Below are 11220 nucleotides of genomic sequence, written 5' to 3' on the forward strand. Positions count from 1 at the left end.
GTCGACCCCCGTGCCCGGGACCCCCGACGACTGGACCAGAGTGCACAACCCCTTCCGCTCCCGCGCGCCCCAGAACCGTGACGTCGAGACCGCGACCTCCGACGTCGCTCCCACCGAGACCACCCCGGAGACCTCCGCGACGCCCAGCCGTCGCGCCGCCCGCTCCGCGCGGACGCTGCGCACCACGCGCCGCCGCCGCTGGTCGATCGTCACGGCGGCCACCGCCGTCGCGCTCGTCGGCTCCGGCGCCGTCGCGTACGGCGAGGCCAACAAGACCGTGACGATCGACGTCGACGGCGAGCTGACGACCGTCAGCACGCTCGCCGGCTCGGTGTCCGGCGCGCTCGACGCCGCCGGGATCGAGATCGGTGCGCGCGACCAGGTCGCGCCCGACCCCGCGTCGGCCCTCGACGACGGCGACGAGGTCGTGGTGCGTCTCGGCAAGCAGGTCACCGTCCAGGCCGACGGCGAGCAGTCCGACGTCTGGCTCACCGCGCTCGACGCGGACGAGGCGCTGAGGACCCTCGCCGAGCGCGGGGGCGACGTGCGCCTCGTCGCGTCGCGGTCGGGAGAGCGCGCGTCGCTCGACCTGCGCCTCGACACCGACGGCCCGGTGAACGTCGTGGCCGACGGCGAGACGACGGTCGCGCCCGACGGCAGCATCGGGATCCCCGCGATCCTCGAGCAGCAGGGCATCGAGCTCGGCGAGCTCGACCGCGTGAGCGTCCAGCGCGTCGAGGCCCCCGAGCCGGGCGCTCCGACCGTCTCGCTCGTCGTCCAGCGCGTCGTCGTCGAGCAGCAGCAGACGACGACCCCCGTGCCGCACGAGACCGTCGAGAAGACGGACGCCGCGCGGTACAGCGACGACCCGGCGGTCGTCTCGCAGAAGGGGGCCGACGGCGTCACCACGACGACCTTCGAGGTGACCCTCGTGGACGGCGTCGAGGAGTCGCGGGAGCAGCTGACCCAGGAGGTCACGACCGCCCCGGTCGACCAGGTCGTCGTCAAGGGGACCAAGGAGCGGCCGAAGGACCCCCGCGCGCTCGGGCAGCTCATGGCTGCCGAGCGCGGCTGGACCGGGTCGCAGTGGACGTGCCTCGAGAAGCTGTGGACCAAGGAGTCCAACTGGAACCCGAGGGCGGACAACCCGACGTCGAGCGCCTACGGCATCCCGCAGTCGCTGCCCGGCTCGAAGATGGCGAGCAAGGGCGCCGACTGGGCGACCAACCCCGCGACCCAGATCGCGTGGGGCCTGGACTACATCGCCGGCTCCTACGGATCGCCGTGCGGCGCGTGGTCCCACTCGCAGGCGACCAACTGGTACTGAGCACGGACCTCCCGAGCCGACCCGGCTCCGGACGGGCCCGCGACCTCCGAGGTCGCGGGCCCGTCGTCGTCCGGCGGCCCCGAGACGGCCCCGCGGCGCGCTGCGCGGGCCGACTAAGATCGCCCGCATGACCCACATCCTCTCGGCCGTGGCGTGGCCGTATGCCAACGGCCCGCGCCACATCGGCCACGTCGCAGGTTTCGGTGTCCCGTCGGACGTCTTCAGCCGGCACATGCGCATGGCGGGTCACGACGTCCTCATGGTCTCGGGGACCGACGAGCACGGGACGCCCATCCTCGTGCAGGCGGACAAGGAGGGCGTGACGCCCCAGGAGCTCGCGGACCGGTACAACCGCGTCATCGTCGAGGACCTGCACCAGCTCGGGCTGTCGTACGACCTGTTCACCCGGACCACGACGCGCAACCACTACGCCGTCGTGCAGGAGATGTTCCGCACGGTCCACAAGAACGGGTACATGGTCGAGCAGACGACCATGGGCGCGATCTCGCCGTCGACGGGCCGCACGCTTCCGGACCGCTACATCGAGGGCACGTGCCCCATCTGCGGCTACGACGGCGCGCGCGGCGACCAGTGCGACAACTGCGGCAACCAGCTCGACGCGATCGACCTCATCAACCCGCACAGCCGCATCAACGGCGAGACGCCCAAGTTCGTCGAGTCGAACCACTTCTTCCTCGACCTGCCCGCGTTCGTCGACGCGCTGGGGGACTGGCTGCGCACGCGCACCGAGTGGCGCCCGAACGTCCTCAAGTTCTCGCTCAACCTGCTCGACGACGTGCGCCCGCGCGCCATGACGCGCGACATCGACTGGGGCATCCCCGTCCCGCTGGAGGGTTGGGAGTCCAACCCGAGCAAGCGCCTCTACGTGTGGTTCGACGCGGTCATCGGCTACCTGTCGGCGTCGATCGAGTGGGCGCGGCGCAGCGGCGACCCGGACGCGTGGCGCGCGTTCTGGAACGACCCCGAGGCCCGCTCGTACTACTTCATGGGCAAGGACAACATCACGTTCCACTCCCAGATCTGGCCGGCCGAGCTGCTCGGCTACGACGGCCGGGGGAGCAAGGGCGGTGCGCCGGGTGCCTACGGGAACCTCCAGCTCCCGACGGAGGTCGTGTCGAGCGAGTTCCTCAACGTCGAGGGCCAGAAGTTCTCCTCCTCGCGCGGCGTCGTGATCTACGTGCGCGACATGCTGGCCCGCTACCAGCCGGACGCGTTCCGGTACTACGTCGCGTCCGCGGGCCCGGAGACGCAGGACGTCGACTTCACGTGGGCGGACTTCCAGCGCCGCACGAACGACGAGCTCGTCGCCGGCTGGGGCAACCTCGTGAACCGCACGGCGAACCTCGTGCACAAGAACTTCGGGGCCATCCCGGAGCCGGGGCAGCGCCAGCCGATCGACGAGGGCGTCCTCGCCACGACGACGACCGCGTTCGGGCGCGTGGGGGAGCTCATCGCGACGCACCGCCAGCGCGCGGCCGTCGCGGAGGCGATGAAGACGGTCGGCGAGGTGAACAAGTACGTGTCCGACACCGAGCCGTGGAAGCTCAAGACCGACCCGGACCGCCTCGCGACGGTGCTGCACACCGTGACCCAGGCGGTCAGCGACCTCAACACCATCCTGTCGCCGTTCCTGCCGCACTCCGCGCAGCAGGTGCACGAGGCGTTCGGCGGCACGGGCACGATCGCGCCGCAGCCGCGCATCGACGAGGTGACCGACCTCGACGACGACTCGCGCCACTACCCGATCATCACGGGGGACTACCGCGCCGAGGGCCTGGCGACGTGGGAGCCCAAGGCCGTCGTGCCGGGTACCCCGGTGGGCAAGCCGACGCCGGTGTTCACCAAGCTCGACGACTCGATCGTCGAGGAGGAGCTCGACCGGCTGCGCGAGACCGCCTGACCGTGGCGAAGCAGCGCGAGCGCGGGTGGCCGCCCGACCCGGAGCCGCTGCCCGTCCCCGTGGTGGACAACCACACGCACCTCGACTCGATCGCGCACGTCCTGCCCGACGACGTCCCCGCCCCGAGCGTCACGGACCACCTCGCGCGGGCGGCGGCCGTGGGGGTGGACCGCGTCGTGCAGGTCGGGTGCGACCTGCCCGCCGCCCGCTGGACGGACGCCCTGCTGCGCGGTGACCTCGCGGCCTGGGGGACGACGTCGGCCGCCGAGCACGGCGTCGGGCGGATGCTCGGCGCCGTCGCGATCCACCCGAACGAGGCGGTGCTGCACGGCGGGGTCCGCGAGGTCGGGCCGGACGGGCTCGAGCCCGACCCGCGGCCGCACCACGACGTCCCCCTCGACGACGCCGTCGCCGAGATCGCCGCGATCGCGCGCGGCAACGACCGTGTGCGGGCGGTCGGCGAGACGGGGATGGACCTGTTCCGTACAGGTCCGGAGGGCGAGGCCGTACAGCGCGAGGCGTTCCGTGCGCACGTCGCGCTCGCGAAGGAGCTGGGCCTCGCGCTGCAGATCCACGACCGCGACGCGCACGCCGAGGTGCTCGACGTGCTCGCGCGCGACGGGGCCCCGGAGCGGACGGTCTTCCACTGCTACTCGGGCGACGCCGCGATGGCCCGGTTCTGCGCGGAGCAGGGCTGGTTCCTGTCCTTCGCCGGCCCGGTGACGTTCCGCGCGAACGACGAGCTGCGTGCCGCCCTGCGGGAGGTGCCGCTCCGGCAGGTGCTGGTCGAGACGGACGCGCCCTACCTGACGCCGCACCCGTACCGGGGTCGCCCCAACGCCCCGTACGTGCTGCCGACGACCGTGCGTACGGTCGCGGAGGTCGTAGACCTGCCGCTCGCGGACGTGTGCGAGCGCCTCGCCGCGACGTCCGTCGCGGTCTACGGGCCCTGGTGACCCGGGTCGGCGGTGCAGCACCCGGTGCCGCCCGTTCCGGGCGAACCGGAGGTTTCGTCCTGGGTCACGTTTCGGCTACGGTCGGGTCCGTGCGTCGCGCGCCGTGCGCCGACGACGTGCCCCACCTCGCCCCCGGCGGTCGCCGAGGGCCGCTTCCCCCCAGAAGGGACCGCGCGCGTGCTCGCACCTGACGGAACCGGTCGCCGGCGCCTGCAACGGCTGGCGGCCCAGGGCGTCGTCGTCGCGAGCCTCGTGGTCGTCACGGGCGCGTTCGCCTCGCTCCAGAAGAGCGTCACGCTGGACGTGGACGGCGAGCTGTACGACGTCTCCGCGTACGGGCGCACGGTCGCCGAGGTGCTCGACTACCAGGACGTCACGGTCGGCGCGGAGGACCTCGTCGAGCCGGGCCTGACGGACTCCGCGCACGACGGCGGCACGATCGTCGTCCGGTCGAGCCACGACGTGACGATCGAGATCGACGGCCAGGTCCAGACGATCTCGACGACCGCGCGCACCGTCGGGGAGCTCCTCACGTACCTCGGGCCGCGCGCCGAGGGCGCCGTGACCGAGGTCTCGCGCACGCAGGCGCTCGGCCGCGACCCGATCCGGGTCTCCACGCTCAAGACCGTGCACGTCGCCGTCGACGGCGCGGTCATGCCCATCACGACGGCGGAGCCCACGGTGCGCGGCGTCCTCGCGGCGGCCGGCATCGTGCTCGCCGAGGGAGACAGCACGTCCGCGCCGCTCGACGCGGCCGCGGTCGACGGCATGCTCGTCCTCGTGAGCCGGGCCGCCGCGTCCGCGACGACCGTCACCGAGGTGCTGCCCTTCGCCACGGAGGAGGTCGAGGACCCGAACCTGCCGAAGGGGCACCGGGTCGTCGTCCAGTCCGGCCGCGTGGGCGAGGCGACCACGACGTACGCCGTCCAGACGCTCGGCGGCGCCGAGGTCTCGCGCACCGTCCTCACGCGCACGGTCACGACGGAGCCGCGCGACGAGATCATCAAGATCGGGACGATGGACATCTCCGTCTCGGTGGACCCGGGCTCGGCCCGCGCGATCGGCCGCTCGCTCGCGGCCCAGCGCGGCTGGGGCGACGACCAGTTCGTCTGCCTCGACAAGCTCTGGACCAAGGAGAGCAACTGGCGCGTCGACGCCGACAACCCGAGCTCGAGCGCGTACGGGATCCCGCAGGCGCTGCCCGGGTCCAAGATGTCGAGCGCCGGGGACGACTGGCGCACCAACCCGGCGACCCAGATCACGTGGGGCCTCGGGTACATCGAGGGCAGGTACGGCACGCCGTGCTCGGCGTGGTCGCACTCGGTCGCCAAGGGCTGGTACTAGGCGCTGGTGCTGAGACCGCTGCCGGCGCGGCGCCCCGCTGCCCGCGAGCGCCGCGGCACGCTAGGCCTCGAGCATCTCCAGGTAGTGCGGGTTCTGCATGATCCCGAGCACGTTGCCGAACGGGTCGACCACGGACGCCGTGACGAAGCCGGTGCCCTCGCCACGCTCGACGACGCCGTCGTACTCGGTCGCCCCGAGCGTGAGCAGCCGGGCGAAGGCGTCGCGCACGTCGTCGACGTGCCAGTTCACGATCGCGCCGCCGGGCGCCTCCGGCTGCGGGTGCGGTGACCACGACCGGGCGATGATCCCGAGCTCGTCCTGGCGGTCGCCGACGCGGAACTCCACGTACCCGCCCGGCACCACGTAGTAGGGCTCGGTCCCGAGCACCTCCGCGTACCACGCGGACGCGGCCTCCAGGTCGTCGGCCCACAGGTTCAGCGTCGCCATCCCACGCAGCATGCTCGTCTCCCTCGTCGTCGTCCCCGGGATCCTGCCCGGGGACCGCGGTCGTCGACCCCGGCGGGACCGACACCACGACAGTAGAACCCCATGCGGAACGTGCGGTTCCGCATGGTGAGGCAGGATGGGATCCGTGCTCGACACCTCGGTCCGCCTCCTGCGCCTGCTCGCGCTCCTGCCGTCGCGGCCGACGTGGTCGGGCCCCGACCTTGCGGAGCGGCTCGGCGTCACGACCCGCACGGTCCGCAACGACGTCGAGCGGCTGCGGCTCCTGGGGTACGAGGTGCGCTCGGCGCCGGGGGCCGCGGGCGGTTACCGGCTCGGGTCGGGGGCCGCGCTCCCGCCGCTCCTGCTGGACGACGAGGAGGCAGCCGTCGTCGCGGTGTCGCTGCGGGCCGCGGCCACGGGGTCGATCACGGGGGTCGAGGACGCCGCCCGCCGCGCGCTCGTCAAGCTCGACACCGTGCTGCCCGCCCGCCTGCGCGCCCGGGCGGACGCGCTGCGCGCCGCGGTGGCGAGCGCACCGGTCGCGGGACCGCCGGTCGACGCGCGCGTGCTCTCCGACATCGCCGGCGCGGTCGCGGCGCGGACCGGTCTGCGCCTCGAGTACCGGGCGCACGACGGGACGACGACGTCGCGTGCGGTCGAGCCGTACCGGCTCGTGCACGTGGGGCGGCGGTGGTACCTGCTGGCGTTCGACCTGGGCCGCGACGACTGGCGGACCTTCCGCCTCGACCGGCTGCACCTCCGGACGCCCGGTGGACCCCGCTTCACGCCTCGCCGCGTGCCGGGCGGCGACGCCGTCGCCTACGTCGTCCGCGGCGTGGGGTCGATCGCGTGGGCGCACCCCGCTCGCGTACGCCTGCACGCGCCGGCGAGCGTCGTGGCGGAGCGGCTCGCGCCGGAGGCGGGGGTGCTCGTCGACGACGGCCCGGACGCGTGCGTGCTCGAGACCGGGGGGACGTCGCTCGCCCAGCTCGCGGGGTTCCTGCTGGGCCTCGACGTCGACCTCACGGTCCTGGACCCGCCCGAGCTCGCGGAGACGCTGGCGCGGGTCGGGGCACGCGCCGCACGGTCGGGACGTGCGAGCCCAGGCGCGGCCGAGGGTGCCCTCGCGCGTGACGCCGACGGTGACGCCGGGTGAGAAGCGCGTGGAGGCCCGCGTGACATAGACGTCGAAAACCGGACAGAACCTCCCAGCCTAGCGGCCTGGGGGTTGGACTTCGATAACGGATCGGTTACGGTCGAACGTCGCTCGCGCGTGAACGGCACGCTGCCGCGGTCCCTCCGGACCGCGGGAGAGGTGCCCGGACCACGCGGGCGGTGCGCCGTCGTCGGGCCCTGGGGAAGGGGCGCCGGGGTGGCGCCGGCAGCCGGATCGGCCGCTCGAGACCCGTGGACGCACGTGTGCGCCCGCCGCGGAGGACCCACGTCCGCCGCGGGCCGCGGGTGGTGCCCACGCGCCGTCGAGCACCCGTGCCCGGGACCCCCGACGACTGGACCCGAGTGAAGAACCCCTTCCACCGGACCGCTGACGCGGCCGGCGCCCCCGAGAGCGCCGACACGAACCTTCAGAACCCCTTCGAGACCACCGACGGCCCCGCGGAGAGCCCCCAGAGCCCCGCGACCACGGCCGCCCGCCGTCGCCGCTGGCCCCTCGTGGCCGGCGCCACCGCCGTCGTCCTCCTCGCGACCGGCGCCGTCGCCTACGGCAACGCGCGCAAGACCGTCGAACTCGACGTGGACGGCAAGATCACCACCGTCACGACCTTCGCCGGGTCCGTCGAGGGCCTGCTCGCCGAGCAGGATGTCGCCGTGGGCGACCGCGACCTCGTCGTCCCCGACGTCGACTCCGCCCTGCGCGGCGGCGGCGACGTCGTGGTGCGCTACGGGCGCGAGGTGCCCGTCCAGGTCGACGGCTCCCAGTCCTCCGTCTGGCTCACCGCGCTCGACGCGGACGAGGCCCTGACCACTCTCGCCTCGCGCGGAAGCGACGTGCGCCTCGTGGCGTCGCGCTCCGGCGAGCGCGCGTCCCTCCCGATCCGCCTCGACGCGGACGGCCCCGTGAACGTCGTCGCGGACGGCGAGACGAAGGTCGCGCCCGACGGCAGCATCGGTATCGACGCGATCCTCGACCAGCAGGGCGTCCAGCTCGGCGAGCTCGACCGCGTCCACGTGGAGAAGTCCGACCAGATCGCCGCCCAGGCCGACGCCGCTGCCGAGGCGGCCCCCGCCGCCGACGCCGACGCCACCGCCGCCGCGACCGAGGACGCCGAGGCCGCGGCGGACGCCGCCCCGGTCTCGCTCGTCGTGCAGCGCGTGAAGGTCGAGGAGGTGCCCACCGAGAAGGCCGTCCCGTTCGAGACGGTCACCGAGGAGGACGCCAACCGCTTCAAGGACCTCGACCCGGTCGTGAAGCAGGAAGGTGTCGAGGGCGTCCACACGACCGTGCACCGCGTCACGACGGTCGACGGCGCCGAGGAGTCGCGCGAGCTCGTCTCCGAGGGCGTCACCACGCCCCCGGTGAACAAGATCCTCGTGCAGGGCACCAAGGAGCGCCCCAAGCCGCAGCCGAAGGTCGAGACGCAGCAGCGCTCGTCGTCGTCCTCCTCCTCCTCCTCGTCGTCGGGCGGCTCCTCCGCGCCGGCAGCGAACCTCGGCTCCGCACCCGGCGGCGTCTGGGGCGCGCTCGCGCAGTGCGAGTCCGGTGGCAACCCCGCGACGAACACGGGCAACGGCTACTACGGCCTCTACCAGTTCTCGCTCTCGACGTGGCAGGCGATGGGTGGCTCCGGCCTCCCGTCGGAGGCCTCGGCCGCCGAGCAGACGCAGCGCGCTCAGGCGCTCCAGGCCCGCTCGGGCTGGGGCCAGTGGCCCGCGTGCGCGGCCAAGCTGGGTCTCCTCTGACCCGGTAGCAAGGACTCGCGGCCGCCCGGCGGCCGCACCACGGAGGGCGGGGCGCACGGCGCCCCGCCCTCCGTCGTCCCCGCGGCGTCCGGACCGGGCCCGCCCTGGTCGGTAGGCTTGGCTGTCATGAGCGACACCCGCGGTGCCCTGCTGGGTCCGGCCGAGATCCGTGACCTGGCGGGCCGCCTCGGCGTCCGCCCCACCAAGACCCTCGGCCAGAACTTCGTGCACGACGGCGGCACCGTCCGCAAGATCGTGCGGGCTGCGGACGTGCGACCGGGGGAGCGCGTGGTCGAGGTCGGCCCGGGGCTCGGCTCGCTCACCCTGGGACTCCTGGAGGCCGGGGCGAGCGTCGTCGCGGTCGAGATCGACCCGGTCCTCGCGAAGCAGCTCCCCACGACGGTCGCGGCGCACGTCCCCGACCTCGGCGACCGGCTCGAGGTCGTCGGCGCGGACGCGCTGGAGGTCACCACCCTGCCCGGCGAGCCGCCGACGGCGCTCGTCGCCAACCTCCCGTACAACGTCGCGGTGCCGGTGCTGCTCACGTTCCTCGAGCGGTTCGACTCGCTCGAGCGCGTGCTCGTCATGGTGCAGGCGGAGGTCGCGGACCGGCTCGCCGCACCCCCGGGGTCGCGCACGTACGGCGTGCCGTCGGTCAAGGCCGCCTGGTACGCCGACGCCCGCCGCGCCGGGACCATCGGCCGCAGCGTGTTCTGGCCGGTGCCCAACGTCGACTCCGCGCTCGTCGCGCTCGACCGCCGCGAGCCCCCGACGACGACCGCGACCCGGGAGCAGGTCTTCGCGGTCGTGGACGCCGCCTTCGCGCAGCGGCGCAAGATGCTGCGCTCCGCGCTGTCCGGCCTCGCCGGCTCCGCGAGCGCGGCCGCCGAGGTGCTCGAGGCGGCCGACGTCGACCCGCAGGCGCGCGGCGAGGTGCTCGACGTCGCCGCCTTCGCGCGCGTCGCCGAGCAGCTCGTCCTGCGGGGCGGCCTCGACGATCGCCCCGCCCGCGGCGCGGCACCCGCGGAGCGTCGCACCGGACGACCTGGCACAGTGGACGCGTGACACCCCCGCGACCGCCGAGCATCGCCCTCGCGCCACCCCCGTCCGTCCGCGTGCGCGCACCCGGCAAGGTCAACCTCTCGTTGCGGGTCGGAGCGCTCCAGGACGACGGCTACCACCCGCTCGTGACGATCTTCCAGGCGGTCGGGCTCAGCGAGGACGTCGTCGCCCACCAGGTGCCCCCGGGCTCGGGCGTCTCGCTCAGCGTGACCGGCCTCCAGGCCGACGTGGTGCCGACCGACGAGACGAACCTCGCGTGGCGCGCTGCCGTCGCGCTCGCCGAGCACGTGGGCGTCGACCCCGACGTGCGGCTCGAGATCCACAAGGAGGTCCCCGTCGCGGGCGGCATGGCGGGCGGGTCCGCCGACGCCGCCGCCGCGCTCGTCGCGTGCGACGCGTTGTGGGACGCCGGGGTCCCCCGCGCCGACCTCGTCCGCCTCGCCGCGGGGCTCGGGGCCGACGTCGCGTTCGGGCTCGTGGGGCACACCGCCGTCGGGACGGGGCGGGGCGACGTGCTCACGCCCGCGATGACGCGCGGCGAGTTCCACTGGGTCTTCGCCGTCCAGGCGGAGGGGCTCTCCACGCCCGAGGTGTACCGCACGTTCGACGAGACCGTCGGCGGCCCGGCCGAGCTCGACCTCGCCGACGACACCGCGCTCATGCAGGCGCTGCGCGCAGGCGACGCCGTCGGGCTCGGGCAGGTGCTCCGCAACGACCTCCAGGGCCCCGCCCTCGCCCTGCGCCCCGAGCTCCAGCGGACGATCAACGTCGCGACCGAGGCCGGCGCGCTCGGCGCGATCGTCTCCGGCTCCGGTCCGACGGTCGCCGCCCTCGCACGCAGCCGTCAGCACGCGCTCGCGATCGCCGCGTCGTGGACCGCGAACGACGCGTGCGACACCGTCTGGTGCACCACCGCCCCCGCCGCCGGCGCGCGCGTCGTCGCCCACTGACGAGCCTGCCCGCCGAGGGTGAACCGTGGTTGCGCGAGGTAGAGCCGTGGTCGCGCGAGGTAGAGCCGTGGTTGCGTGAGGTAGAGCCGTGGTTGCGTGAGGTAGAGCCGTGGTTGCGTGAGGTAGAGCCGTGGTCTCTCGCCCGACGGCGTGTGGTCGCCCTGGGTGGGCGGGGTGGGTGGTGGTGCCGCGTCTACCATCCGCCGCTCGTTCCTCGCGGCTCCCGCCAGGCCCGCCACGACGCGGCACCACCACCCACCCCGCCCGGCGTCGTCTTGCCCTGGTCGTCGCTCA

The 11220-nt window shown here is 74.2% G+C and carries 9 protein-coding genes; 8 read left to right on the forward strand and 1 reads right to left on the reverse strand.

What is annotated here, in order from left to right; translation table 11 throughout:
* Nucleotides 1-10 precede the first annotated feature (10 nt).
* The 4 genes from FB00_RS08490 to FB00_RS08505 all read left to right on the forward strand — a co-directional run bounded on the left by FB00_RS08490 (nucleotide 11) and on the right by FB00_RS08505 (nucleotide 5548).
* Nucleotides 11-1327: a ubiquitin-like domain-containing protein gene (locus FB00_RS08490; protein WP_231581777.1), complete on the forward strand. Its 1317-nt coding sequence runs from the start codon at nucleotides 11-13 to the stop codon at nucleotides 1325-1327.
* Nucleotides 1328-1454: 127 nt separating this feature from the next.
* A complete protein-coding gene (gene metG, locus FB00_RS08495) occupies nucleotides 1455-3248 on the forward strand; it encodes a methionine--tRNA ligase (protein WP_047232463.1) in 1794 nt (597 codons plus the stop codon).
* Between the two features lie 2 nt (nucleotides 3249-3250).
* On the forward strand, nucleotides 3251-4204 hold the full coding sequence (locus FB00_RS08500; protein ID WP_047232464.1) for a TatD family hydrolase: 954 nt from the start codon (nucleotides 3251-3253) through the stop codon (nucleotides 4202-4204).
* Nucleotides 4205-4381: 177 nt separating this feature from the next.
* Nucleotides 4382-5548, forward strand: a complete 1167-nt coding sequence (locus FB00_RS08505) for a ubiquitin-like domain-containing protein (protein ID WP_047232465.1) — start codon at nucleotides 4382-4384, stop codon at nucleotides 5546-5548.
* Between the two features lie 60 nt (nucleotides 5549-5608).
* On the opposite strand, the gene FB00_RS08510 is transcribed toward FB00_RS08505, so the two are convergent.
* Nucleotides 5609-5995 (reverse strand): VOC family protein, encoded by a 387-nt coding sequence (locus FB00_RS08510; RefSeq protein ID WP_231581778.1) that lies wholly within the window; start codon nucleotides 5993-5995, stop codon nucleotides 5609-5611.
* 145 nt (nucleotides 5996-6140) lie between these two features.
* Here FB00_RS08510 and FB00_RS08515 point away from each other — a divergent pair, with 145 nt between their 5' ends.
* From FB00_RS08515 to FB00_RS08530, 4 genes are all read left to right on the forward strand, one after another.
* Nucleotides 6141-7151: a helix-turn-helix transcriptional regulator gene (locus tag FB00_RS08515; protein WP_047232500.1), complete on the forward strand. Its 1011-nt coding sequence runs from the start codon at nucleotides 6141-6143 to the stop codon at nucleotides 7149-7151.
* A gap of 332 nt (nucleotides 7152-7483) precedes the next feature.
* On the forward strand, nucleotides 7484-8914 hold the full coding sequence (locus FB00_RS22980; RefSeq protein WP_269429999.1) for a resuscitation-promoting factor: 1431 nt from the start codon (nucleotides 7484-7486) through the stop codon (nucleotides 8912-8914).
* A 126-nt stretch (nucleotides 8915-9040) separates the two neighbouring features.
* Nucleotides 9041-9979, forward strand: coding sequence for a 16S rRNA (adenine(1518)-N(6)/adenine(1519)-N(6))-dimethyltransferase RsmA (gene rsmA, locus FB00_RS08525; RefSeq protein WP_047232467.1), 939 nt, complete (start codon nucleotides 9041-9043; stop codon nucleotides 9977-9979).
* Nucleotides 9976-10926, forward strand: a complete 951-nt coding sequence (locus FB00_RS08530) for a 4-(cytidine 5'-diphospho)-2-C-methyl-D-erythritol kinase (protein WP_082141136.1) — start codon at nucleotides 9976-9978, stop codon at nucleotides 10924-10926. Before rsmA ends, FB00_RS08530 begins: the two co-directional genes overlap by 4 nt.
* The last annotated feature ends 294 nt before the right edge of the window (nucleotides 10927-11220 follow it).

This window comes from Cellulosimicrobium funkei (genome assembly GCF_001019615.1).
Classification (GTDB): domain Bacteria; phylum Actinomycetota; class Actinomycetes; order Actinomycetales; family Cellulomonadaceae; genus Cellulosimicrobium; species Cellulosimicrobium cellulans_E.

Excerpts from the sequence above, each read along its gene's own strand:
- metG (WP_047232463.1), top strand. The coding sequence starts at position 1,455 with ATGACCCACATCCTCTCGGCCGTGGCGTGGCCGTATGCCAACGGCCCG.
- FB00_RS08510 (WP_231581778.1), bottom strand. The coding sequence starts at position 5,995 with ATGGCGACGCTGAACCTGTGGGCCGACGACCTGGAGGCCGCGTCCGCG.
- rsmA (WP_047232467.1), top strand. The coding sequence starts at position 9,041 with ATGAGCGACACCCGCGGTGCCCTGCTGGGTCCGGCCGAGATCCGTGAC.